This is a genomic window from Bartonella sp. AU15XJBT (genome assembly GCF_028618615.1).
GTDB lineage: Bacteria > Pseudomonadota > Alphaproteobacteria > Rhizobiales > Rhizobiaceae > Bartonella.
Map to the genome: position 1 here is coordinate 12068 of NZ_JAQITG010000007.1, position 25328 is coordinate 37395.

Annotated in this window: 19 protein-coding genes and 1 tRNA gene; 10 read left to right on the forward strand and 10 right to left on the reverse strand. The window is 35.0% G+C overall.

All coding sequences use genetic code 11. From position 1 onward, the window contains the following. Positions 1-471 precede the first annotated feature (471 nt). Positions 472-1311 carry a DUF1460 domain-containing protein gene (locus PVV57_RS04675; protein WP_273717895.1) on the reverse strand — a complete coding sequence of 280 codons (840 nt, stop codon included), beginning with the start codon at positions 1309-1311 and terminating at the stop codon, positions 472-474. A gap of 587 nt (positions 1312-1898) precedes the next feature. Between PVV57_RS04675 and PVV57_RS04680 the strand changes: the two genes are divergently transcribed. Continuing rightward, positions 1899-3119 carry an MFS transporter gene (locus tag PVV57_RS04680; RefSeq protein WP_273717893.1) on the forward strand — a complete coding sequence of 407 codons (1221 nt, stop codon included), beginning with the start codon at positions 1899-1901 and terminating at the stop codon, positions 3117-3119. Between the two features lie 994 nt (positions 3120-4113). Here the strand turns inward: PVV57_RS04680 and carA are convergent. Beyond that, the gene (carA, locus tag PVV57_RS04685) at positions 4114-5310 is read right to left on the reverse strand and encodes a glutamine-hydrolyzing carbamoyl-phosphate synthase small subunit (protein ID WP_273717891.1); all 1197 of its coding nucleotides are present in this window, start codon (positions 5308-5310) and stop codon (positions 4114-4116) included. Positions 5311-5569: 259 nt separating this feature from the next. Between carA and PVV57_RS04690 the strand changes: the two genes are divergently transcribed. Beyond that, positions 5570-6022 carry a GatB/YqeY domain-containing protein gene (locus PVV57_RS04690; protein ID WP_273717889.1) on the forward strand — a complete coding sequence of 151 codons (453 nt, stop codon included), beginning with the start codon at positions 5570-5572 and terminating at the stop codon, positions 6020-6022. A 692-nt stretch (positions 6023-6714) separates the two neighbouring features. On the opposite strand, the gene ubiC is transcribed toward PVV57_RS04690, so the two are convergent. From ubiC to PVV57_RS04710, 4 genes are all read right to left on the reverse strand, one after another. After that, the gene (ubiC, locus tag PVV57_RS04695) at positions 6715-7227 is read right to left on the reverse strand and encodes a chorismate lyase (RefSeq protein ID WP_273783593.1); all 513 of its coding nucleotides are present in this window, start codon (positions 7225-7227) and stop codon (positions 6715-6717) included. Between the two features lie 1191 nt (positions 7228-8418). After that, the gene (locus tag PVV57_RS04700) at positions 8419-8670 is read right to left on the reverse strand and encodes a GlsB/YeaQ/YmgE family stress response membrane protein (protein ID WP_273717887.1); all 252 of its coding nucleotides are present in this window, start codon (positions 8668-8670) and stop codon (positions 8419-8421) included. A 1270-nt stretch (positions 8671-9940) separates the two neighbouring features. Beyond that, positions 9941-11632 (reverse strand): Na/Pi cotransporter family protein, encoded by a 1692-nt coding sequence (locus tag PVV57_RS04705; protein WP_273717885.1) that lies wholly within the window; start codon positions 11630-11632, stop codon positions 9941-9943. A 70-nt stretch (positions 11633-11702) separates the two neighbouring features. Continuing rightward, a complete protein-coding gene (locus tag PVV57_RS04710; protein ID WP_273717883.1) occupies positions 11703-12920 on the reverse strand; it encodes a mechanosensitive ion channel family protein in 1218 nt (405 codons plus the stop codon). A gap of 135 nt (positions 12921-13055) precedes the next feature. On the opposite strand from PVV57_RS04710, the gene dnaG reads away from it, so the two are divergent. The 3 genes from dnaG (at position 13056) to PVV57_RS04725 (ending at position 18441) form a co-directional block, all read left to right on the forward strand. Further along, positions 13056-14993 (forward strand): DNA primase, encoded by a 1938-nt coding sequence (gene dnaG, locus PVV57_RS04715; protein WP_273783556.1) that lies wholly within the window; start codon positions 13056-13058, stop codon positions 14991-14993. Positions 14994-15359: 366 nt separating this feature from the next. Continuing rightward, positions 15360-17375 carry an RNA polymerase sigma factor RpoD gene (gene rpoD / locus PVV57_RS04720; protein WP_273717881.1) on the forward strand — a complete coding sequence of 672 codons (2016 nt, stop codon included), beginning with the start codon at positions 15360-15362 and terminating at the stop codon, positions 17373-17375. Positions 17376-17979: 604 nt separating this feature from the next. Further along, complete coding sequence (locus PVV57_RS04725) at positions 17980-18441, forward strand: YcgN family cysteine cluster protein (protein ID WP_273717879.1); 462 nt, start codon at positions 17980-17982, stop codon at positions 18439-18441. A gap of 29 nt (positions 18442-18470) precedes the next feature. Here the strand turns inward: PVV57_RS04725 and PVV57_RS04730 are convergent, their stop codons facing one another. Continuing rightward, on the reverse strand, positions 18471-19202 hold the full coding sequence (locus PVV57_RS04730; RefSeq protein WP_273783557.1) for an SIMPL domain-containing protein: 732 nt from the start codon (positions 19200-19202) through the stop codon (positions 18471-18473). Between the two features lie 168 nt (positions 19203-19370). Between PVV57_RS04730 and PVV57_RS04735 the strand changes: the two genes are divergently transcribed. Together PVV57_RS04735 and PVV57_RS04740 are read left to right on the forward strand one after the other, a co-directional pair. Further along, positions 19371-19447 (forward strand) — tRNA-Ile (locus PVV57_RS04735). A gap of 1667 nt (positions 19448-21114) precedes the next feature. After that, entirely contained in the window at positions 21115-21297 is a 183-nt protein-coding gene (locus PVV57_RS04740) for a hypothetical protein (protein ID WP_273717876.1), read from the forward strand. On the opposite strand, the gene PVV57_RS04745 is transcribed toward PVV57_RS04740, so the two are convergent. After that, positions 21221-21535, reverse strand: coding sequence for a helix-turn-helix domain-containing protein (locus PVV57_RS04745; RefSeq protein ID WP_212112251.1), 315 nt, complete (start codon positions 21533-21535; stop codon positions 21221-21223). The two genes, PVV57_RS04740 and PVV57_RS04745, sit on opposite strands and share 77 nt — an antisense overlap. Positions 21536-22012: 477 nt before the next feature. Between PVV57_RS04745 and PVV57_RS04750 the strand changes: the two genes are divergently transcribed. The 3 genes from PVV57_RS04750 (at position 22013) to PVV57_RS04760 (ending at position 23171) form a co-directional block, all read left to right on the forward strand. Continuing rightward, positions 22013-22294: a hypothetical protein gene (locus PVV57_RS04750; RefSeq protein ID WP_273717870.1), complete on the forward strand. Its 282-nt coding sequence runs from the start codon at positions 22013-22015 to the stop codon at positions 22292-22294. 53 nt (positions 22295-22347) lie between these two features. Next, positions 22348-22683, forward strand: coding sequence for a hypothetical protein (locus tag PVV57_RS04755; RefSeq protein WP_273783559.1), 336 nt, complete (start codon positions 22348-22350; stop codon positions 22681-22683). A gap of 176 nt (positions 22684-22859) precedes the next feature. Beyond that, the gene (locus PVV57_RS04760; RefSeq protein WP_273717866.1) at positions 22860-23171 is read left to right on the forward strand and encodes a hypothetical protein; all 312 of its coding nucleotides are present in this window, start codon (positions 22860-22862) and stop codon (positions 23169-23171) included. 781 nt (positions 23172-23952) lie between these two features. Here the strand turns inward: PVV57_RS04760 and PVV57_RS04765 are convergent. Beyond that, positions 23953-24132, reverse strand: a complete 180-nt coding sequence (locus PVV57_RS04765) for a YegP family protein (RefSeq protein ID WP_139413477.1) — start codon at positions 24130-24132, stop codon at positions 23953-23955. A 386-nt stretch (positions 24133-24518) separates the two neighbouring features. Then, on the reverse strand, positions 24519-25058 hold the full coding sequence (locus tag PVV57_RS04770) for a helix-turn-helix transcriptional regulator (protein WP_273717862.1): 540 nt from the start codon (positions 25056-25058) through the stop codon (positions 24519-24521). Between the last annotated feature and the right edge of the window lie 270 nt (positions 25059-25328).

Sequence of the window (25328 nt, forward strand, 5' to 3'; positions counted from 1 at the left end):
AAGGGAATGAAGCTTTCTAATAAGTTTAATGAAGCTTAATTATAAATTTTATATAAAAGTCATAATTTTTATAAATTACTTTATGAGACAACAATTATAATATATCTGGCTTTACTTATTCTTACAAAAAAATGTATGTCTTTTATATTTATAAAGATTAGAGTAGCAGTAATCTATAGATAATTCTTGGCTCGAAAATATGAAAAGAAAGCGTGATACGACAACAGAGTTTTGCTTGCCTTCTGCTTTCAGTCAGCAAAGGTAATTATAAATCCGTCACTTCTCCAAAAATGATTTTGTCATATTGTTATACAAAGTTAGATCAAGAAAACGTTGTTTTGCTCTTAAAACGATAAACAAATATGATTTTATCCGTATAGCTTGGACGAAGTTAGATGTTTATCTGAATAACTTCAGTATATCTATTAAGAATAAAAAAGTTCTTTCATATCGCTATGATGTTATTCAATGTTATTGAAGGGCTCTTAAAACAATGATTCCTGGTGTTTTTGCAACATAATCCATAAAAGGTGAATCGACGACTTTTTCATTTTCTTTTCGTGAAGAAGCATTTCGTAACATTGGTCCTTTATCTGTCATGATAAAGAACCCCACATGCGTTACATCCAATCCAGCAAGTTTTGTATAAATGCCAATGAAATCCCCTGATTTTAAACGGCTTATAACCTCTTCATTAATAAAGTTACTTGGAATATATGTTATTGTACGTTTCACAACTGGAAGTCCAGGGAGATAGTTTTCATCATCAGCTTTCTTATTGAGATATTTTTCTATGCTCACCGCATGAGGACTTATTTCAGCGGTAATATCAGTGGCGAGTTTATATTCTCTATACGCCCAGTCTGTAAAAAAATGTTTTCGATTTAAAAAATGAACATTACCCTTAATGTAACGTGTTTTTATGACGTTATTTATGAATTCTTTTGGAGATGTTGATTTGCGCAATGCTTCAACATAATCCAGATAAGTGAAGCAATCTAAGCCTCTAAAATCAATGATGAGTTTTTCTGGTGTCTTTTCTGAGCCCTGTAACATATTTGCTTTGTAAGGTGTCCCTAAAAAAGCTTCAGAAAGAAAGTCAATCGAGGCTCCATTTTCGTGATCATTTGTTTCTGAACGTTTTTTGAGAAGAGTATTTAATTTATTTAAAGTGTAGGGATCTAGCTCTACGTTGGTTGTTTGTGGTGTTTCTATTTTATTTTCTAAAACACCTTCTTGTGAATCAGAATTTTGAACATCACAGCCTGTCACGAACATTAAAGTGAGAATTAATAGGGATATTTTTCGCATTTTATACACCATTTTTGAATTTAACAGTTTATGGTCAACTCTCACTAAAAGTGGCATTTTCTCATGCTTATTAGATCATTATTGGATTTCATAATAGCATATAATCATTGATGGCTTCAATAAATATGATCAAGTTTTTACAGTGTTAAGCTATTCTGATGATGCTTCTTTAACTTTATCGTATAGTTTGAAGATGAGAACAATTTTAAGAACTTATCTTTTTGTAAGGTTTTCATTATTATGGGATATCTTATGTATTCAATAGAATTGAGATTTTTAAAAGTAGTGGTACGAGAAGGGGAAATGATGTCTGATAAAATCAATCATAATATCTATAAAATTTTTAGAATGTTCTGTATTCCCTGAGATCTTATGCATGATTTATAATCATGAATATTTGTTTGTTTAATATAAAAAATAATTTTATATTTTTATCTTGACTCTTACTTAAATTTTTACTTTGTTATTATTTTATATGTGAAAATTATACGATATAGAGTACTTAAAAAAGAAAGGGAGATAAAAGAAAGCGGGGGCGTAACGGTGTATGTAAAATGAGTAACTGAGTGTAAAATAGTGTGTATATCATGCAAGATGAGATGCTCAATCCGAAGTTTGTTCAGCGTGGGCTCGTTTTAGTGTTCATCACTTTATTGTTAGATATTCTTGGCATTGCGATCATTTGTCCTGTTTTGCCTGAATATTTTTCTCAATTAACTGGAAAAGATGTCAGTACATCTTTTGTCGAAAGAGGAAAATTACTTGCTGCTTATTCAGTGATGCAGTTTTTGTTTGCTCCTGTTATTGGCAATCTTTCTGATCGTTATGGTCGTCGTCCTATTTTGCTTGTCTCTATTATCTGCTTTGCTCTTGATAATCTGATATGTGCTATAGCATGGAGCTATTCTATGTTATTTATCGGGCGCCTTTTGTCAGGGATAAGTGGTGCTAGTTTTGCAACTTGTACAGCTTATCTTGCTGATATATCAGATGAAAAAAGCCGTACACGCAATTTTGGTCTATTAGGCGTTGCATCTGCATTAGGGTTTATTTTAGGGTCGTTTATTGGTGGTTTTTTAGGTCAGTTTGGTCCGCGTATTCCATTTTATTTTGCCGCTGGTTTTTCACTCATTAATTTTATTTTTGCGTGGGTTATGCTTCCAGAAACTCTTTCTTTATGGAATAGGCGCTTTTTTGATATTAAACGGGCAAATCCCTTAGGCGCTTTTTGGCAACTGAAGCAATATCCGATGGTTCTTTGGGTGTTATTGGTCTTTTTTCTTTATTGGTTTGCGGAATCGATATGGCTAAGTATTTGGGCATTCATTGCAAAAGAACGCTATGATTGGAGTTCGTTTTCCATTGGGCTATCTTATAGTGTTTTTGGTATAGGACAATTTATTGTCGTTGCACTTATTTTGCCTTATTTTTCTAGGCGATGGAGCGATTGGCGTATTACTATAGTAGGGCTTTTGTTTGCAGCTGTTGCTATGCTGGGTTATACATTCGCAACAAAGGGGTGGATGGTTTATATGGTTTGTGGGTGTACAATGCTTGAATATCTTGTTCATGCACCTATCCGCGCTATTGCTTCAGCACAGGTGCCGACAAATGTACAAGGAGAACTACAAGGAGCCATGACATCTGTTGTTTCATTGAGTTTGATATTTGGTTCTATTTTTTATGTTTTTCTCTTTGAATGTTTTACAGATAAGAATGCACTGTTTTATTTTTCTGGTGCTCCTTTTGTTGGAGGCTTTTTGCTTCTTGTCGTTGCAACGGTCATTTTTACCTTGCGGGTACGTTAATTTGTTGAAGGGAGTAAGTTAAGAATATTTTGTTCGAGAAGGAAACTGATTTTTTTGTGATATTTGTTTTGCAAAGTATTGTATAAAATATAGATATATCCTTTTCATTCATTGGGAATAATTTTTGTGTTTTGTAATATGGTTATGCATCGTAAAGCTCGTGTTTTTTGCTTATCACTAGCCAGTGCTTATGAAACAGTATGTTGAAAAAATGCATCGGTGTTAGATGCATCAATGTTGTGCGAATAATTTCAGATTTTTTATACCCAAATTGGAAGTAAAATATTGCGTATATTTATTTGTATCATTTCTGGAATCGAAAGAAAATCTCATTTGGAAAGAATATAAAATTGAAAAGCCGTTTTTAGTGTTTCCTTTTTCATTCGGTTTTACTGTTTTCAAAACTATTATTGACACTAATATTTTTTAAATAGTACAGATTTATTGCTTTGCCTCACACTTTTTATTTGTTTTGTCCTTTAATAGGAATGATGCTTCTGATGCATAGTAGAATGCTCAGAACTATCTTGTGAATCGAGCACTTGTTTTGAGAGGATCGTTTTCAATGAGTTTGCACCAATTTCGTGATAGTGTCGATGAAGAATAGAAGGTAACAGTTTTTGTAAATGGCATAAGATCCACAGTATACTGTTCTCTTTATTTATAAAAAGATGCAGCGTCCTCATTCACTTTGCCAGTTTTCAATGTACGATAGCTCTTAGTTAGGCACTCAAAATATGGACATACTCATCTTGCTTGGGGTGTGTAAGCCTATGATTTTGATTGATAGGATACAATCCTAAAGGAGGGGACTAAGAGAGGATGAGAATGAATAGGAGGAGAGTGAGAAAATTTTACGCTATCCAGCGCTCTCATTTAAGTTGCAAAATAATGAAAATAATACTTATTCCATAAATTGTTGGGAACAATATCGTTATGTATAGGAAAACGATAGAATTCAAAGAAGAGAAGCGAGAAGATGAGACATTTTGTCTTAAGATATTTTTTTATAATTCATAATGAGATCACAGAAATGCTGAAAGAGGTAGTGACTATCTTGTGGTCCTGGGGAAGCTTCGGGGTGATATTGAACAGAAAAAACGGGTTTTCCAATAATTCGAATACCACAGTTTGAACCATCAAAGAGAGAAATATGTGTTTCCTGAACATATTTTGGTAAAGAGGTTACATCGACAGCAAAACCGTGATTCATCGATACAATTTCAACTTTTCCAGTGTTAAGGTCTTTAACGGGGTGGTTTGCACCATGGTGTCCTTGGTGCATTTTTACGGTTTTTGCACCAACTGTCAGAGCGAGAAGTTGATGACCAAGACATATTCCAAAAATTGGTAAATTATGATCAATCAATGTGTTGATTGTTGGTATGGCATATTGAGCTGTCGCTGCGGGATCTCCAGGCCCATTAGAAAGAAAAATACCATCAGGATTCATTGCCAGAATTTCTTCTGCACTTGTGTGGGCGGGTACAACAGTAATGCGTGCTTTTTGTGTTGCCATAAGGCGAAGAATATTGCGTTTAATACCATAGTCAATGGCAACGATATGAAGATTATGCACATTGTTTGTGCCATACCCTTTATTCCAACGCCATGGTTCTTCATTCCATTGCATTGACGATTGAGATGTCACTTCTTTCGTAAGGTCAAGATTGATGAGACCGTGCCATTTTTGCGCACGTTTTTTTAAAGAAGGAATATCAAAATTCCCATCAGCATTATGCGCAATGACAGCATTTTGCGCACCTTTTTCACGAATAAGAATTGTGAGTGCACGTGTATCAATACCACAAAGTGCAATAATTTTATGGGCTTTAAGCCATTGATGAAGGTTTTCATTGGCACGATAATTTGAAGGAGGTGTAATATCTGCCTTGAAAATAGCGCCAACAGCACCGTGACAGTTGAGAGGGGTGAGAGCCTCAATATCTTCACTATTTGCTCCTACATTTCCTATATGAGGAAAAGTAAAATTAACGATTTGTTGTGTGTATGATGGATCTGTGAGGATTTCTTCATAGCCTGTGATGGCGGTATTAAAGCATATTTCAGCTTCAGCAATACCTGTCGCACCTGCTCCTTTGCCTTCAATGACGGTTCCATCAGCTAGGACTAAGAGGGCTGTAGGTTTGCTGACACTCCAAGGGCTGTTCGATGAAATCGTTTGTATCATAGTGTGTATCCACAATTTATTTTCTGAAAGGTATAATGATCAATTTTACACAAAAATCATACCTCTAACAGATGCTGTGTCTATTATTTTCGTCATGTTTTACTTAAAAAAGGGAGTATAAGGACATTCCATGAAGAGGTAAAGTCTTGTTTTTATCTTTTCTAAGATCGAGACTTCAATTATTTTTTTATCTTCCATTGCAAGATGGATAAAGATTAGTTAAAAGGCGTTTTCCGCTTGAACGAAATTGGATAAATTTATGTTGCGTGACCAGATTGATGGGGCTCTTAAGGCTGCTTTGAAAGCGCAAGATAGTATACGTCTTGCTACACTTCGTTTAATGAATGCTGCGGTTAGGGATCGTGATATTCTTTATTATGATGAAGGGAAGCGAGAAGTCGATGATCAGCAGATTCAGTCTGTTTTCACTAAAATGCTTCAACAGCGTGAAGCGTTAATGCGTGTCTATAAAGAGTCTGGTTGCTTGGAGTTAGCAGAGAAAGAACAAGCAGAAATAGACGTTATTCGTGAATTTCTTCCCTATCAGCTTAAGGAGATGGAAGTAGAACAGGTTATTTGTGAAGCTTTGGAACAAACGAAAGCTGAAAAATTACGTGATATCGGTAAGGTGATGGCTTGGCTTAAGGAACGGTATGCGGGGCAAATGAATTTTTCTAAAGTGTGCAATAGTCTTCGTAAAAAATTGCAATAGATCTTATCCAATTCAAAGGAATAGGAAAATATTTTTTATTGTGCAAAACCTTTGTCCGTCAGTAGGATACCAGTCAATGGTATTATTTATCTCATACATAAAGCTCTTATCAAAAAAATAATCCTTTGAAATGAACAAACCTGTTTTTTGGGGATTCATGGAGTAGTAAAATATTTTTTCTATCTTATATTTTGTCGTTCTCTAAAGTTGTTACATCATTAAAAAAACAAAAAGATTATAGTTTTTTTTTACTTTTAAAAAGATTTATTGTTTTCACTGTTAAAGATAAAAAATAGGGTGATGAGAAAAAGCTAACTCATAAAAATTTTAAACTTTTTGTTGGCGTGTATTGTCGTCTTTTTTGATGATTCAAAGCGTTTCTTTGATAAAAAGTTGCCGTTATTTTCCAAGAATGGTAGATTATTCGGCAAGAAGTTTAAATGCAGATGATCTTATCAATATGGTGTGTCTCTGCTTAATTCAAGCACTGGTTTTCATGATTGGGATAAAGAAAGCAGAACTTGAAAATGCTTTTTTAAATGGGGAACATTTTTAAGCGGGGATAAAGAGGTATTTCGAACAGAAGTCTTTGTTTGTCATTTATTTTGAGATGATTTTGAAAATTACTTTCTCAGATACTCCTTTAAAGTTATGCAAAATCTAGACATTATGCAGAATAAAATGAATATCCTCTATTTATGGTGGAGATATAGTGGTGAATTTGGTAAAAACAGTTCAGTTAGCAACAACGGCTTACCCGTTAACCGCAAACGGGAACGGCGTGCCCATAGCGCGTCTTGTTGGCCGATATGAATGTAATCGCGGGTTAGGTTGCCACTATTAAATAAATAGTGTCCTAAGGGGGTCGTTCCTAAATGCATCAAGGCTTGATTGTGTAGAAGGGTTTCTTGTGGGATGACAGTGCGTCCGAGGAGCCAAGGTTTATTATCTCCCATTAATATGACTTCGCGTAGCCAATAACGAGCACTTTTGGGGAGATGTTCTGCTTCTTCTTTTAATTTATCTCGCGTAATAAAACATTCGCGTCGTCGTTGAACTTGGAGGCAGGTGCAGTATTTTTTTAATCGAAGCGTCATCGAGCCCGATTCCATGAGCCAATCGCGAATGTTTTCTGGTACGGGAAGATTTTGATCAGAGAACCATTTCAGAGGTGGTAAGATGGAATCTTCAAGATCAGACATCATTTTACTCCACATCTAAAATCCTATTCCATATGTTATGCTAAGTGAGCTAAAGAGATAGCTCTATTGTAATACAGGCGTATAAAAGCAGCAAGATTTTAACAGGACAATATCAAAGGGAAAATCGAGAGAAAAGATCTTTAAAAGAAGAGAGGCGGAAAATAGATTATAGAGTTATTTTCATTAAAAGAGCAAAATAATCTATTATGCTTTATCTAAAGCACTTTCCCATAATACTTTATAGAATTTTCTTGATAGTACGAGGGGAATGGGTAGGGTATCTCGCGCTTTAACATTCGTTTGTAACGCATATGAAAAAGTGATGAAGAGTTCATCTATGTTAGACGATATTAAAGAGGAAATTTTAAGAGGAGTAAAGCCCTTATAGTTTAGAAAGTGAGATACTCAAACTTTTTGAATTGAGATGGAAAAGTGATCGTATTTTTTATAAGACAGAGTTTCATAAGAATGCATTTTGGAAAAAATTAAAATAGCTTATAGTATTTTATTTTATGTAATAATTAACTTATTATAATAAAGATATCTTCTGCTAAAATTATTTAGATTGTCTTTTGAATTATATTCATAGTCTAAATATAGATTCATTGTAAAAAACAATTTAAAAGAATACATCATTATTTATATTTTTATATTAAATGCTTTATATACCTTTAATTTATAAATAATAATAAATATAAAAAAGAAAAATGGATCATATAAACTTTATAGTATTTATTTTACGCTTACTTCCTATCTTTATCTTTGAAGAATGCAAAAGAGCTCTTCGGGTTTTTCAGTAAAAATGGTCTTATTGATGAAGTGTATAGGCGTTAAGTGTTATGCGGTAGGATCTTTAACATCACGATTGGTTTTGTAATCTTGTAGATTGCTATGACAGTGCGATGAGCTGGATTTGCACGTTTGGTCCAAAAATACGGGACAAAAATAAGTTCGTATTTCAGTAAAATAATGCATACACCCCTCCTGATCTGCGTAGGCTTATATAGATATGGAAGGGTGCATTATAAATGTTCTACTGCTTTTCGTTAAAATGCATGATGGTGCATGACAGAAATCATGACTTAAACATCTCACCATCATACCAAAAATGGTGTCAACGCGTTAGGGAGAAATATTTCAAAATATTCCAGTTGTTTTATTGAACACCAAAAGGTGATTGAAGCAATAAATGCCCTAAGATCGAATTTTTTGTCCTATCCATATAAGAATACAGGCTCCTATAAAACCTGAAATAAGATAACCGAGCCAACCAGCAAAATTTACGCCTAAAAGACTAAAAAGGAAGCTCGCTAACGCAGCACCAATAATCCCTAAGATAATATTTATCAATATCCCTGTTTGGCTTTTCATAATATACTGTGCAGCCCAACCTGCAACCCCGCCGATAACAATAGCTGCAATCCAACCGATGTTTGCATTTTCCATGATACTCTCCTTTGCCTGAATCTAGATTGTAACTAGAGTAAACTTTGTAAAGATCAAGGTTTATTCCTTTTTACCCAGTGGAAAGGATATTTTTGTTAGAGATTTTACTTATTACTTTCCTGTATATTAAACTAATATTCATATTACTATAATTATAATATTTAATAAGTCTAAATATATATAACAAATTTTAATTATAAATAAATTATTTAATTGAAAAACATGAATTAAAAAAGAAAATATTTGTAAAGATACTTTAAGAATGCATAAAGTGTATTTGTCAGCTTTTTTAACTATCTTTCTTTCCCAAGTTTTGAAAAAAAATAATTGTGATTAAAACAATAAATCAAATGGATATTAAAGATTTGGAGTTTGCAGATTGATATCAATATTTTTTGAACTGAGATTAAAACTGTTTTGCTAATGCGTTATAAAATGCTGTATAAGTTCAATCTCTACAAATATTGATACAAATGTTTATGGACATAAACGTTACAATTGGGTGGGGTTTCGCATTCTTTATCGGATATTTCTTTATTTTTCTGCTGCTGTGAAGTGGTAGCTTTTTTACAAGGTGAATTTAGGTTGACATTATCATATTTTTAGTCATCTCCTATAGAGGTCTCTCTTAATGCTCCCAAGCCTCATTTTTACGATGGCGTCCGTGAAGGGTGGTAAATTCATTGAGCATCCCACTTTAGGCTTCATAAAAAACAAGCCAGCACCATCACACACTTGCCCCGAATGTTGCACAGTTCTTGGTTCTTAAGACGTTTTATAAGAGGCCTTTTAAGTCCTTTCTTGTATATCTTCTTGTGTAGTTTCACTCCACGCAGAATTCCCTACTTGTACCGTGCAAGCATATAGTTTGGATTGTTAACATAGAACATGCTTGAAATGAGAGAATCTTATGATATTCGGGTGTCTCATTCAATATGAAAAGTAAATTAATCATTATAAATTAATATGTTGCTTTATATGGCTAATAGTTTTTGGTATATTTAACAGTTTTTCCTTTGAAATAGTGAGGACTTCTTTCTGTAAAAACTTTATTCTACATGGCCGAACAGCTTGTAGAAGAGGAAGCAAATGATTTTTAGGAATTCATTATGAATAAATGAAAAATGAAAGAAATTTACGCTATTGAAGAGAGCTCATTTAAATCGTCATAAAAATATTTTTATTAAATCAATATGTTAGGCAAGATATTTGAATGTTCAAAATTGAATCATTGATGTGATGTATTTTTTGTTTGTTTTATTTTAAAAGTTTAAGGTTTTTCTGTCTGTTCTTCAGCAGGATTGCGTAGGCGCGAACTTTGAAGAAGTCCCTGTTCTTCTAAAATAGGGTAGATCATTGAGGTCAACAGAGAGTTAATTTGTTTGAGGTCGCGGACAGTATCAAGATGAAGACTGGATGATTCTACATTTTTGAGATCTCCTTCACGTAAGCGTTTAAAATGTTTTAAACTCATTTCTTTTTCTAAGCTTCGTAGTTGATCTTTTTTTTGAACCAATAGATGTGCCGTGTGCGTGTCACGGGAGACGAGAACATTAAATGCAATATGCGCGTTGGCCAGTACAATGGCATGGAAACGAAGAAGATCATTCCAGCCTTCGCTGCTGAACTTTAGATTTTTTTGTTGTTTCTTTTTAACCAGCATCAGCATATTATGAATAATGATATCGCCTGCTTGGTCTAATTTTATACAGGCGCCTAGAAGTTCTTGCGTTTGAAGAGCTTCTTCATCTGATAATTTTTGTCCCGCTAATCGTGCAAGATAAAGTTTTATGGCGATATGTTTTTTGTCCAATATGGTATTTAGTTGATTGAGTTCAGCAATAATATTGGGATCAGGCTTTTCATAAAGTCCCATGATTTTTTCTAGCATGATGTCGACAAGATCACAAATATGAATAACCTCACGCATGACATTCGAGAGCGCTAGAGCTGGGCGTTCAAGAACGCTATCATCAAGGGCTGTTTGATCCGATAAATTAAGCGTTTTATCAGCTTGTGTTTTTTTTGTACTCATATGAACGATTTGAGTGGTTAATTTTAAAACCCATTTTGAAAGCGGTATTCCAGCTAGGAGAATGAAAACATTAAAAACGATATGGGCGTTGATCACTTGCGTAGGGGCGTTATTGCCAAGCCATGTGATGGGTGGTTGAAAAGCCAGAAATAAGATCAGCACAAGGATTGAACCGGCTCCACGCATGAGTAAATTTCCCAAGGGAACGAGACGGGTGTTCGGAGAAGCGTTGCGTGTTAAAAGGGGAGCTATAAGAGAAGAACCGAAATTGACACCAAGAACCATAACAACGCAAAGTTGCGTATGGATAAGGTCATAGTTGGCAAAATTAACCAGCAAAATGATTCCTGCAATGGATGAATGTAAGAGGTAAGTTAAAGCCGCAGCCAACAAAAAAGTTGAAACAGGATCGGTTGAAAGATAACGAATGATGCTCGGTAAAATTTCGCTATCCCGTAAAGGTTCTGTTGCTGTACTTATCATTTGTAAAGACAAAATCAAAAGACCAATACCGATGACAATACGTCCTATTTGGCGCCACTCACGTTTTTCCGTTGTCATGAAGATACAAGTGCCTATTAAAAGACAAAGGGGCACAATAAGTGTGAGATCGTAGGTGAGAATTTTGATAACGAGTGCTGATCCTAATTCTCCTCCACGTACAGCCATAAGTCCCGCTACTCCAGAGACAAAACCAGATTCAACGAAAGAACCAACAAGGAGTGTTATGGCTGTAGAACTCTGTAAAATCATCGCTGTAAAAAGCCCAAAACTTACAGCAAACAATGGTTTTGAAATGACGTGACGCATGTTATATTTAAGCCTGTCACCATAGGCGCGTTCAATTCCTGTGCGTACCATGCGTGTGGCCCAGAGAAGTAAAGAAACAGCGCCAGCAAGATGGAGGAGCACCAATGAGCCATTCATGATACTTTTTCTTTCTCTTTTGTTTATGAATAGGGTTAACTCAAAATTGATCAATTAAAGTTGATTGTTTTTACTTTGCTTTTGCTTTTAATACTTGATTAAAATCATAACCGCTTGGATTTTGAAAAACCTTTAGACCAAAAAAGGGAAGAATGGAGTAAAGGTGGTCAAAAATATCACCTTGAATTTGTTCATAGTCTAGCCAAACGGTGGTGTTTGTAAAGCAATAGATTTCCAAGGGTAAACCATTTTCTGTAGGGGGTAGTTGTCGGGCCATAAAGGTCATATTGGGGTTGATGTTGAGATGCTGTTGTAGATAAGCAAAAACATAAGCACGAAAAGTTCCAATATTGGTTAAACGACGCGTATTGGCTAAAACATCATGGTTTTTATCTAATTGAGCATTCCATTGATTAATTTCTGCTATTTTTTGCGTAAAATAATCTTCTAATAAATTAAATCGGGAAAGATATTTTTGTTCTTCTTCTGTGAGAAAATGGATACTGGATTGATCAATAAAAAGGGAACGTTTGATGCGTCTGCCACCTGATTCTTGCATTCCACGCCAATTTTTAAAAGGGTCGGTTACAAGCTTACGGATAGGAACTGAAGTGATGGTGTTGTCAAAATTTTGAACTTTAACAGTATGAAGGGCAATTTCAATAACATCACCATCAGCACCGAGATTGGGAATTTCAATCCAATCGCCAACACGAACCATATCGGTGGATGAAATTTGAATGCCGGCAACGAGAGAAAGAAGTGTATCTTGAAAAATTAACATGAGAACCGCGGCCATTGCACCAAGACCGGAGAAGAGAATAAGAGGAGAGCGGTCAATTAATGTGGCGACCATTAAAACTGCCGCAATCGCAAAAAGTGCAATTTTAGCAATTTGAATATAACCTTTTATTGGTTTTAGTCGTGCTGTTGGTCGTTGTTCGTAAAGGATGTTAATGATATTGAGACTGGCAGAAATTGTTAGAACAACAAAAAAGATAATGAAAGCGTTGGCAACATTATCGATGACAGTGCTGAATGCATCGGGTAATGTTGGTATGAAATTAACACCGACTGAAAGAATAAAAGCTGAAATAATATTCGCTAGGTATTGAATAGCATTTTTAATATCAGTCGTTGTATTCTTGGGGAGGAAAGAAGAGAGCTTTTTTGCTCCGTGAATGAGTAATTTTCGTCCTACAAAGTTGATTAAAAGGGCCACTATAGTAAGAATAATAAGCCAAGAAATAGCTTCTAACCACGGATATTGAACAATAAATTCGATCACTTTTTTACTCTCCATTTTTAAAATTATAGGCAGTTGAGAGATTAAAATTTTACAACTGATTAAGAGGAAGTCTTGGAATTATGCTCTAAAGTCGTTAAATATGCAAAAAAGAATTTTAAAACTCTGTGAGAGATAATGCGTTTTCCGCCTGATTTCCTTAATGAACTGCGTAGCAGACTTCCAATTTCAACAGTGATTGGTCAACGGGTGGACTTTGACACGCGAAAAAGTAAGCCTTCACGGGGAGATTTTTGGTGTTGTTGTCCATTTCATGGTGAGAAAACGCCTAGTTTTCATTGTGATGATCATAAAGGGCGTTATTATTGTTTTGGTTGTGGTGTAAGCGGAGATATTTTTACCTTCCTGTGCGAGCTTGATGGATTGAACTTTTCAGAAAGTGTTGAGCGTTTGGCTGATTTTGCGGGAATGAAACTTCCCGTTTGGGATCCACAAAGTCATCAACGTCAAATGGAAAAAGCGGACCTTTATGATGTGATGAAAATTGCTACAGACTTTTTTCAATATCATTTACGCGAGAAAGGAGGTGCGCAGGCTTGTCGTTATCTGGATGCACGTGGTGTTACGCAAAAGCTTATAGAGCGTTTTCGAATTGGTTTTGCACCGGTGAGGCGTACAGCTTTGAAAGAGGCTTTAAGTGCACGGGGTATTTCAATAAAGCAAATGGAAGAATGTGGACTTCTCACGGTGCATGAGGAGAGCACGGATTCTTATGACCGATTTAGAAATCGCATTATGTTTCCTATCGAAGATTTGCGCGGACGTGTGGTGGCTTTCGGAGGGCGTGCATTAGAGAAAGAGACACGAGCAAAATATCTCAACAGTCCTGAAACAGTTCTATTTCATAAAGGAAATATACTGTATAATGCGGCAGCGGCTCGCAAAAATAGTCGCTTTGTTGGCGATGAAAAAATTCATTCACTTCTTGTTGTCGAGGGGTATATGGATGTCATTGCATTGACTAAAGTCGGTTTTGAGGGTGTTGTCGCGCCCTTAGGGACAGCATTAACGGAAGCACAAATTGAGCTTTTATGGCAGATAGGCAAAGAGCCCATTTTGTGTTTTGATGGTGATGATGCTGGTTTAAAGGCTGCTTTTCGCGTTGCTGATCGGGTATTGCCTCTTTTAAAGGTTGGGGTTTGTGTCCGCTTTGTTTTGTTGCCACAAGGAAAAGATCCTGATGAAATTGTTTGTGCTGGTGGTGCACAGCTTTTTTCTTCTTTTTTGCAAAAAGCAATTCCTTTGATTGAGCTTTTATGGTGGCGTGCTACCTATGGAAAGAATTTTGAAACTCCAGAGACACGAGCGACACTCGAAAAACAACTCAAACAACAAATTTTTACAATTAAGGATGAAGATGTCCGTCGTTATTATTTGCAAGATGTAAAAAAACGCCTTTTTGATTTTTTTCGTCCCTCTTTTTCAAAAAAGAAAGGGGGAGGGCGATATGAACAGACTTCACCCAATAGATTCTTTAAAGATCAATCCTTTTCTCTGTTAGCAAATTCTGAAATAGTACGAAATTCTTCGCAAGCTATTCCTTTACGTGAAGCTGTGATTTTACTCACTTTAGCTTACTATCCTGAGTTATGGCATGAAAATTTTGAGATTCTCTCTGAATTAGAATTAAAAAATACACAATTGATCTGTTTTCACCAAACGATGTTGGAAATTCTTGGAGAGCAGACGCTCCATGATAAAGAGACAATGGTTGCGTTCTTAGAAAAAAGAGGGCAAAAGGCTCTATTAGAGCGTATGAAACAGCTTGTGCAAAATATTGGTATGCGTATTATCTTTGGGGGAGCTTCTATCGAAGATGCACGAGCTATATTAAAACAAGCTGTCTACTTGCATCTTCAGGAACACCACCTACATAAGAGGTTACAGGATATTGAAGAGCAACTTGTAGAAAATCCTAAGAGTGAGGTTTTTGATCTCCTTCGGGAGATAAAAAATGAGCTGGAGCAGATGCAGGCAACAGAAGCATTAATTGAAGGGTTTGGAAGTTGGTTGGATGAAAAAATAGACGGGAATACACAAGATACGATAAAATGATTCGCTTTTTTAATGCGAATCAGTCACTTAAATTTTAGATGAGGAAGTTTATGTAGAGTGACATTTTTATAAAGATGACAATTAAATTTTAGAATAAATTTTAGGAAAAGCGGGAAATTGGTTCTTACGATAGGGTGCAGAGATTATCTCAGAAGGGCTGAGAGGTGTCGGGGAAACTTCTGGAGTTTTCCCGCGTTTTTGTCTGGATGTCAGGTTTATCTGGATATCAGGGCGTATACGAAATGTATTCTTTCCAATAGTAATCTCTTAAAAGGAAGTATATAGGAGAAACTATTGGTTGATTATAAGTGAGAACAAAAAAGCTGGTCACATGGAAACTATGAAGTGATCGAGTGGAGTTATGGTATGGCAACAAAGGTTAAACAGAAAGATAATGCGGAAGTAACAAGCCAAGCGAGTTTGGATAGTCCTCTTCTTGATTTTTCTGATGATGCCATCAAGAAAATGATTAAACTTGCCAAAAAAAATGGTTACGTAACGATGGATGAACTCAATGCCGTTCTTCCTTCTGATGAGGTTACATCTGAACAAATTGAAGATATCTTGGCGATGTTCTCTGAGATGGGGGTTAATGTTGTCGATGATGAGGATGAAGTTGAGTCTGAAAATTATGAAGACGAAGTTACGGTAGAAGGGGGTGACTTAGTAGAGGCCTCTAGCCACGCACTTGCAACGACAACGAATAAGCGCGAAGTAACAGATCGTACGGATGATCCGGTGCGTATGTATTTACGTGAGATGGGAGCTGTTGAGCTTCTTTCACGGGAAGGCGAAATTGCCATTGCTAAGCGTATTGAAGCAGGGCGTGAGACAATGATTGCGGGACTTTGTGAGAGTCCTTTGACTTTTCAGGCTCTGATTATTTGGCGTGATGAGTTAAAAGAACAGCGTATTCTTCTTCGTGAAATTATTGATCTTGAAACAACTTATGCGGGTCCAGAAGCAAAGCAGGCTCCTGTGATTGAGCGAAGTGAAGTTGATAAGATAAAAGAAGAAAAGATGTCTTCTGGTATACGTAATATGGGGGAAAATGTAGCAGAAAGAAGCATTGAAGAAGATGATGAAGAAGACGATGATGATGTTAATTTATCCCTTGCAGCAATGGAAAATGAGCTTTGTCCTCAAGTTATGGAAACATTGGATTTTATTGCTCAAACCTATGTAAAATTACGCAAATTACAAGATCAGCATGTTGAAAGCAGTTTGGCAGAGCGTAAAGAGGGGGCTCTTACAGCTTCTCAAAAGAAAAAATATATTCAATTAAAGGGTGAGTTAATTCAAGCAGTGAAATCTCTCTCTTTGAACCAAAATCGTATCGAAGCTTTGGTTGAACAGCTTTATGACATCAATAAGAGATTGATTCATAATGAAGGTAAGCTGAAACGAATCGCTAACAGTTATGGCATTGGCCATGAGGATTTTTTAAGAGAATACCAAGGACGTGAGTTGGATGCAGATTGGATGAATTATATTGCCACTTTGCCTGCGCCGGGTTGGAAAGAATTTTCAATGCGTGAAGCAAAAGAAATTCAAAAATTGCGGAGTGAAATACAAAATCTTGCGCAAGAAACGGCTATTTCGATTGGTGAATTTCGTCGGATTGTTATGCAGGTGCAGAAAGGTGAACGTGAATCAACCATTGCGAAAAAGGAGATGGTCGAATCTAATTTACGTCTTGTCATTTCAATTGCAAAAAAATACACTAATCGTGGTTTGCAGTTTCTTGATCTTATTCAAGAGGGCAATATCGGTTTGATGAAGGCTGTGGATAAGTTTGAATATCGACGCGGCTACAAGTTTTCAACTTATGCAACATGGTGGATTCGTCAGGCCATTACGCGTTCAATTGCGGATCAGGCACGCACTATTCGTATTCCTGTTCATATGATTGAAACAATTAACAAAATCGTTCGTACCTCACGTCAGATTCTCCATGAAATTGGACGAGAGCCAACACCAGAAGAATTATCTAGCAAGCTTTCTATGCCGTTAGAAAAAGTGAGAAAGGTTCTTAAAATTGCAAAAGAGCCTATTTCACTCGAGACGCCTGTTGGTGATGAAGATGATTCCCATTTGGGTGATTTTATTGAGGATAGGAATGCATTATTACCTATTGATGCTGCTATCCAGGCTAATCTGCGTGATACAACAACACGTGTTCTTGCTTCATTAACACCACGGGAAGAACGTGTTTTGCGGATGCGTTTCGGGATAGGGATGAATACAGATCACACTTTGGAAGAAGTAGGACAACAGTTCTCAGTTACAAGAGAACGTATTCGTCAGATTGAAGCAAAGGCACTTCGTAAATTGAAGCATCCTAGCCGCTCACGAAAATTGCGCAGTTTTCTCGATTCTTAAATAAAAGAATTGGCGCATTTTAATTGTTCCCTCTTTCTTCTTCATGGAGGGGGGCTTGTATACTTGGATGCTTTTTTTAAGAAAAAAATGGGAAGACTTTGAATAATCTAGAAAGTTTGCGATATTTAACGTTTTTCGTAGCTTTGGCGCTTTGTACTTCTCTCGGTCTCAAAAGAACAGATATAGGGCAAAGGGTAGTTATGGAGTAGAGAGTAAAGGAGGGGCTTTCAAGAAATGAACGATAAAATATTATTTTGCCTAGAGTCGTTTTTTTTTAAGAGATGGGATATCTCAAGAATAAACTTATAGTGCAGCGTACTGTCTTTTTGATGAGAAAGGTTATTCTTTGCAGAATTATTTTATCATTTTAGGTGACGCATTTTATTCTTTGTCGATTGACAAAGGAATTTTTCAATAGATTATGTTCATTTATATGCGCTATTTTTTGAATATTCGCTTTTTCTTCAGATAGATTTTAAGAAAATTGTATGAAATACGCATTGAGTTGAATCTTTTTAAGAGACAGAAATAGATGAATTTATAGAAATTTTTTCTTTTTTCTTTTTTATCGATCGTCTTCATTAAAAAAGGTGTGCCTGAGTTTATGAGTGGAGAACTTCCTTTTTGGAAAGTAAAAAAATTAGAAGAATTTTCCTTCGCTGAGTGGGAGAGTCTTTGTGATGGCTGTGGTCGTTGTTGTCTCCACAAAGTTGAGGATGATGATACGGGTGATCTTTATGCAACCAGTATTGCTTGTCGTCTTTTAGATGGGGAAACTTGCCAGTGTCGAGACTATGGTCATCGTAAATCAATTGTACCAGATTGTATATCGTTAGACATTACAACCGTTAAAACGGTGCGTTGGCTTCCAGAAAGTTGCGCTTATAAATTAATTTATGAAGGAAAAGATCTCCCATGGTGGCATCCATTGGTATCAGGAGATTGTCAAACGGTGCATAAAGCATATATTTCTGCTCGTGGATATATAGAGATCTACGAAGACGAATTATCATCTGAAGAAGATTATCTCACTCATATTACTGGTCTTCTATGTGAAGGCCAGTGATATGAGTATTTTATACAATGGTTGGTGTTTTAATCGATCGCAAAGACGACAGTGACACTCACATTATAATTTAATTCACCCCCTGCAAAATTTGTATCTGCGTAGCTTGCATCTGCTGCTCTACTCATGAGACGCGGTGTTGGGCGGTAGTAATCATCTTTTTCATTGATTTCAATAATTTTTCCTAATTTTAAGTCGGCAGCTTGTGCTATTGTTTGCGCTTTTTCAATGGCTTCAGTAATGGCTTTTTTACGTGCTTCTTGATAAAATGGCTTTGTATCTGCGTTGGTAAAAGTAATACCATTCACTGAATTAATTCCCAGTGCCATGGCTTGATCAAAGATTTTACCAGCATTGCTAAGATCACGAATGCGTACAGTTAAAGAATTTGAAACGTGATAGAGTTTTTCATTATTCTTTTTTTCGTGGGACGACTGATAAATAGATAAACCTGATGTTTGTAAATCATTTGCGTGGATGCCATTATTTTTAAAGGCATTTATAATATCATTCATAGATTTATTATTGGAAGCTAATGCTTTTTGAGCCGTTTTGTCATCCGTAATAACGGCAAGATTAATAATTGCCATATCCGGTGCAGCTGGACTTTCTCCGATTGCAGTCACTGTAATCGTTGCATCTCTTTTATTTTCTTCAGCATAAGCATGTACGACAGTCAATGAAGCGGCTAAGAGTGTGAATGTTAATAGAGCTATTTTAACCAAAAAACTCTTCAGTGGTTGAATTTTCTTTTCTATCATATCTATTCCTTTTCATTTGTCATTATTACTCTCTCATTTTTGAGAGTTCTTGTAAAGAAATTAGGGCATTAGAAAAAAAACCAATAGAAAAGAGAAAAAGATGGGTTATAATCTAAGTCAGCTCTTGTATCATAGAGCATTTTAGTTTAGAGAGAGACCACCTGTGTGGGGCCTGTAGCTCAATTGGTTAGAGCCAGCGGCTCATAACCGCTTGGTTGGGGGTTCGAGTCCCTCCGGGCCCACCAATAGGGAATTGTCCAATAGGAAAATGATTAGTTTAGTAAAAGTTTGGGGATTCTACATCCTTCGTTCTTTTGGCTTATTTCTCCGTTTGTTCTAAATTCTTTTGTCATTTTTTTGCAGTGTTTTTCTATCAGTCATTTTAATATATAAAGTGATGATATACTTTTTAGTCTCATCAAAGAAATGCTTTCATTTGCAACATTAGAGCATCTGGATTAATTTGATATGTGTTTCTGTTTACGTTTTTAATTCATACGTTGTTTTTTATTTTTTCTGTGTGATGTTCTTCATAACAAGGGCTTAATATTTTCATGAGATGAGTTTATTTGTGCTTGTTCTGCCAAATGGACTGCCCTCAATAGAATCAATGCTAAACGTTGTGCGCGTTTATAACAAACATCCCGAAAAATGGTGAGTGTGAACCCGCTTTCTTTGAATGATCTTTACGATTTTGAGATGTTCGAATAACATCATCATGATAAAATATTGTATATGAAAGGATATGATCTATAGACCTTCATAGGAGTTATGGGCGTAATCATAGTAATATTTGTTGATATTTTTTTCATGAAAAAAGTTTTTTCTGATTTTTGAAACGTATTGTTTATAGGGGCGGTGGAGTGTTTTCTAAAAAGAATTTGATCAATCGTCCTTTGAGATCCCAATTGAGGGATTGTGGGTGGTGCCTTATGTTATCCAAATTTTACTGTGATAGGTGTTTTATTATTCTGTAAGAATATTTTCTGCAATATTGGAAAGTTCATTAAAATGGTACCTCTTTACCATTGTGCGTTTTCTACCTAATGCTCAAATTATATTTCTTATGTCATTCAAATTGTTATTGAAGTCACAAGGTCTTTTTTTGATTTTACGCTCATAAAGCATTGGCAGTATTTCGGTAAAACTTGCTCTTTTTTGGTATTGCTAAAATTTTTTCCTATTGATTGTGAAAAGAGTTTTCTCTTTTCTGCAAAATAATTGGCAGGGGAAGTGATTTCTTGTTGGAAAAGTACTCTTCTTCTTCGAAGATAATCATTTTTCATTTACGTGAGAAAATTTTTTCCTTGTTGTAAATCTACATACAATTTACGTACGGAGATCATGAGTGATGATTTATTTTATTTTTTTAAACATCGCCATTTTTATTCATGATAACGAATCAGTATTTAAAAAGTGTTTTTAGAGGGGAGGTTGCCTTGTAAATGCATTACAGGGTTTTAGGGGACGCGGCTGTTTATAAGAACTTATTCCTATAACATTGTTATATCCTTGCTTTGCAATATTGTTTAAAAAACATAGATGGTGCTATGTAGAATAAAATTGTGATATATTATTTCTTTTGAAATAAGCTTTTTCGTGTTCTCTTATAAAGAGTTCAGGAGTATCTTCAGAGATATTTTCACACTAATTTGTTATTGGCCCGAATCACAAGATTTGCGTAACATTATTCGCGTTGTTGATAGATCATACCAATTTTCATAAGAAGGTCTGGATCGAGCGATGCTTTCTGTTTCATCATGGTACATAACTCATAGAATTTTATCTGATTTCATAAAATAAGTTTGTACACAATTGCTTCCATACTGCCTATTGCAAATATTTTTTTCTAAGGTATGAGATATGTTTAAACGCTTTAGCGTTATATAGTTTGACAATATGGAGTATGACTATGAAGAATGATGAAAAATTTGAGGCGGCTTTATCGGATATTATTGTGAAATGGGAGTCTTTATCGACGTCTCAAAAGCAAGCGATATTGGATAGAGTAGAAAATTCTACAACTGCTCCTCATTCAACAGAACATTTAAAGCTTCAATCTTCTTTTTATCTCCAGACGAAATCAAAGCTATAAGTTTTAAGTCTTCATCGGAGATATTGAAGCCGGTTATGACATATATGGCGCTAGCATTTCCGAGTGTATTTAGAATAGCCATAAGTTTATCGACTGAAGGTCTCTTTCCTCCTTTTATCATTTGTTGGACATAGTTTTGTCCACAGCCTGCTGCTCTGCTTATTTCGATCATCGTTCGTCCGTCACTCTTTATTAATTCAATTAAGCGTTGGAACCAATCTTTTTCAGTCTTTGTCATTTTTAGACCTTTACACATTTACGCTATAGCGTTAATATTGCATCGCGAATCCAGAATATATGATACAAGGAGCGTGAAAATATCCATGCGTAGCTCTTCGCTAATGAAGCATATAGAGTTGTTTTTAACTAATAACAAAATGTCCCCATACACTTTTAGATTCGAATCAATAAAAATGGTTCCTTAGTTTCACGGTTGTAGAGAAATCACTGCGTCTACCAGAAACAGTGATACGCACGCGTGTGTTCATGAGATTTCGCTGTGATAGTATACGTAGCAGCATTATAAATCAAGATATACCCCAACATCAGCATTTGTAAAAAATTCTGCGTTAAGTCGGTATGGGAGCATATAACGAAGCTTTACAGTCTCAAGAGACAAGATTGTGGTTGTAGAAAAAAACATAAATTCATAAGTTTAAAATGCTCATTTCTTTTTTATTGTAATAAATTAGGTCACTATCAGATGGTATGTCGTATGTGTACGTTAAAAAACTTTAGAAATATCAAAAAAAATGATTTTGGTGTTTTTATAGAACACAAAAATAATTTGAAGCATGAAGGTGGTTGTTTGCTGGAATGGGATATCCGCGACCAATGCTTCTATGAGGATGGGTGTGCTTTTGATGACACGACGGTTTATAATAAAGTCTGTGTTTTTGAGGATATTTTTGTTTATGGCAATGCGCTAATATATGGTCGTCTAGGGGGGACAAGAATTTGCATGTTTATGAGAGGGGAGGACTTTATTGTCATTTGAATATGAGTGGAGAGGCATATGTTTACACTAATGTAGTCGTTTTGGGTCAAATTTTGAATGCTCAATATATTGAAGTTTGTCGTAATACTTTTGATTATAGAAAGGCTCGTGTTTATAATAATGTTTTGGTTTGCGGTGATGTAAAGATTTGTGGGAAGGTAAAACTTTACAGAAAAGCTGTGCTTTGTGACGCTGAAGATCTTTGTAATAATGAAAAAAATTCCACATACAGCCATATTCCATATGGCGTAAAAGAGGAAAATGGGAATGTTTCGGGGAAGGCGTGTATTGATTTTATCACGTTGTTCGTTTTGTTGGAAGTCCCTTATTTTTTATATTTTGGATCAATAAATATGTCGCAAATAATTGGTGTGGGCGTGTGGATTTAGCCGCTTTCAGGGTGTTTTTTGCGTCATTTATCAATGTTTTAATGGAGAAAATACGAATGCCGAGGGTGATTATTCGCACTTGGAATATGGAGTTTATTGCCTTCTTTTTTGATAGAGAATGAAACAAAATAAATTGCTTAAGATGATCACTTGAGCGGCAATGAGAGGAGATCAAAATGAGTATAAACGAAATTTTATTGGGAGCAATGATCGTTGTTTTGTTGTTCAGCGGGTTTATATTTCGGTTTGCTTTATATTATCGCAGTCAAATTAAAGCTCTAAAAGAGGAATCCAGAAGGATAAAGCATGAGTTTTTAAGGGATTCTATGAAGATGACTGAAGAACGAGATAGAGTTCTTAGAGAGCAAAATATGGTGATTAAAAGACGCGATCAAGCAATTGAAAAACTGAAAAAACGAATTAAGCAATATGAAGAAAACGAAAAGAAATATCAAAAAGTGCTTAAATCTGAAGGTGATAAAGAGTGATTGTATTCATATTTTGTATCGAATTTATGCATTAAAAGATTTGGAGATGTGTTAGAAAGATTGGAAATAATGAGAGAGACATGACTTTCATGAAGTCTATTATAAGTGTTCGTGGAGAGATTGTATAGGAAGAGAATATTCGAGTTTACTCTGTTCTATAGTTTATAAAATCGTTACAGTTGATAGAAAGCTAGTCGTTGGCGGTCAAAATAAAAGTTTATGGTGATGCCTCAGTTTATAGCTTAGGGGTATTAGTAAAGGGTATCTATACGATCCAGCAATTGTTATGGTGATTTATATTATTGTAGAAAACAATTTTGCGCGTTCCTTTTAGATTTTAGGTATAATGCTGCGATAGTTTCAAGGAATAGGCGTAAAAAATTTCATGATAATAGAAAGAAATATTTGTTTTTTATGAAGGCGAAGGCGATAAGTCAGTTATGATTATCCGATACAGAATAGGAAGATGAACGTAAAAGATATTGATATCTGAAAAAGCAATTACATTCCTAAATTATGCTTTGTTTTCTCTTCATAGGTGTTTGTTTTATGAAAAATACAGGACTTGAGGGATTTACTGCTTGATAAATGCTATCAAAACTCAATTATATTTGAAAATAAACATACACCCTGCGAAAATTTAACTTTCACTTACACGTATTAAAAGTAACACAAAAAAATTTCTTTCACTGAGAAAAAATCAGTCACTTTTATTCATTACAAAAACATAGCCCAAAATCCCATTATACAAACTGAACTCTTATCTTAATGGTGAAGAATGTTAAGACTGGAGTTCTTTAATAAGAGCTTTATGGGTAATTTCTTTGATTTGTTCAATATTCATGAGGATATCTTGTTTTGTTGGATACCCTTTACTAGAAAAAGCAATTTTTTGTGCATCTCCTGAGATTAAACGCCAGTACCATTGATTGTGAACTCCTTGAAACACCTCAAAATACATGTTTCTCACCTCATAAAATAGCTGATAATTTTCAGGATAAATACTCAACTAACCCATTTACGAATACTAATGTATGTCTCTATAGGAAGTCGTCAATATATTCCCCTTAAATTTTCTGACCTTAAAAAATAATTTCTATGAGAGCTATTATCCTTTTAACAAGAAAAAATTTCTTGTCAATAAGATATGAATGAGAATTTTATACTATAAAATTATTTTTTTTAATTTAATGACACTATACGTTTATTTACAATAAAAATATTTTTCTTTTATAGTATAACTTTTATAGAGCACACAAACTTCCACCAGCATGGATAAAGGAAAAATACTTTTCTCCATACTGGTGGCTCTTAATTATTTCTTGTTTTCTCTTTTGAAATAGACGTTTATTGACTAGCTATAACTTCTTTTTGGGATACGCTTCGAATGAGTAAATCAATGAATAAGCTAAGGGTATAAGAATTAGCCATTTTGGCTTTCATATCGATCAGAGAAGTTGCAGTTTTAGGGTTAAGGCCATTTGATAAACCTTGTCTTGACAAATATTGCTGCAATTTTTCATAAGAGCTGTCAATTTTTTCTTGATTTAGTTTTTCATTACGATCACTATTGGCAAGTGTTTCTTCTAGCCCCTCAATTTTTTTAATAAAATAATTCCAGTCAAAATCACCTTTTGTATATTCGGCGTCAAACATTTTTCCTTGTCCGGTTAAAAGCCAATTAATGTTGACACCATATAACGTGCGGTATGTTTGTAAGACACTAAGATTGGGTTCTCTCTCTCCACGCTCATAAAAAGCAATGGAATTTTTTGTCATGCTAAAACTTTTAGCTAAAGTTTCACGCGATGGATCGCCTAAAGCAAGACGTACATAACGTAAACGTTTTCCAAATATGGTTTTTGATTCAGTTTCAGGACGTGCCACGAATTATCTCCCTCGGTAAATCATCATGGTATAAATCATTAAATAATAAAAGCACACTATGTATTAATATTCTATGACATAATGTCAATATTCATCGTTTTAATTTTTCTTTATTTTTTTATTTTAATGGATAGAAAACAATCTTTCACTTATTGTAATTGACGATTAATATTCATCTCAAAACAAAATTCTTTGTTTACTGCATTTGTCTCTTGCTTTTTTTGAGAAAATTTTCATGTAACTTTACCATATATATTCTATACACCTCTG

Bases quoted from the DNA above. Each gene is read 5' to 3' on its own strand.
- PVV57_RS04675 (WP_273717895.1), bottom strand. From the start codon at position 1,311: ATGCGAAAAATATCCCTATTAATTCTCACTTTAATGTTCGTGACAGGC.
- PVV57_RS04680 (WP_273717893.1), top strand. From the start codon at position 1,899: ATGCAAGATGAGATGCTCAATCCGAAGTTTGTTCAGCGTGGGCTCGTT.
- carA (WP_273717891.1), bottom strand. From the start codon at position 5,310: ATGATACAAACGATTTCATCGAACAGCCCTTGGAGTGTCAGCAAACCT.
- PVV57_RS04690 (WP_273717889.1), top strand. From the start codon at position 5,570: ATGTTGCGTGACCAGATTGATGGGGCTCTTAAGGCTGCTTTGAAAGCG.
- ubiC (WP_273783593.1), bottom strand. From the start codon at position 7,227: ATGATGTCTGATCTTGAAGATTCCATCTTACCACCTCTGAAATGGTTC.
- PVV57_RS04700 (WP_273717887.1), bottom strand. From the start codon at position 8,670: ATGGAAAATGCAAACATCGGTTGGATTGCAGCTATTGTTATCGGCGGG.
- PVV57_RS04705 (WP_273717885.1), bottom strand. From the start codon at position 11,632: ATGAATGGCTCATTGGTGCTCCTCCATCTTGCTGGCGCTGTTTCTTTA.
- dnaG (WP_273783556.1), top strand. From the start codon at position 13,056: ATGCGTTTTCCGCCTGATTTCCTTAATGAACTGCGTAGCAGACTTCCA.
- rpoD (WP_273717881.1), top strand. From the start codon at position 15,360: ATGGCAACAAAGGTTAAACAGAAAGATAATGCGGAAGTAACAAGCCAA.
- PVV57_RS04725 (WP_273717879.1), top strand. From the start codon at position 17,980: ATGAGTGGAGAACTTCCTTTTTGGAAAGTAAAAAAATTAGAAGAATTT.
- PVV57_RS04730 (WP_273783557.1), bottom strand. From the start codon at position 19,202: ATGATAGAAAAGAAAATTCAACCACTGAAGAGTTTTTTGGTTAAAATA.
- PVV57_RS04740 (WP_273717876.1), top strand. From the start codon at position 21,115: ATGAAGAATGATGAAAAATTTGAGGCGGCTTTATCGGATATTATTGTG.
- PVV57_RS04745 (WP_212112251.1), bottom strand. From the start codon at position 21,535: ATGACAAAGACTGAAAAAGATTGGTTCCAACGCTTAATTGAATTAATA.
- PVV57_RS04750 (WP_273717870.1), top strand. From the start codon at position 22,013: ATGTGTACGTTAAAAAACTTTAGAAATATCAAAAAAAATGATTTTGGT.
- PVV57_RS04760 (WP_273717866.1), top strand. From the start codon at position 22,860: ATGAGTATAAACGAAATTTTATTGGGAGCAATGATCGTTGTTTTGTTG.
- PVV57_RS04765 (WP_139413477.1), bottom strand. From the start codon at position 24,132: ATGTATTTTGAGGTGTTTCAAGGAGTTCACAATCAATGGTACTGGCGT.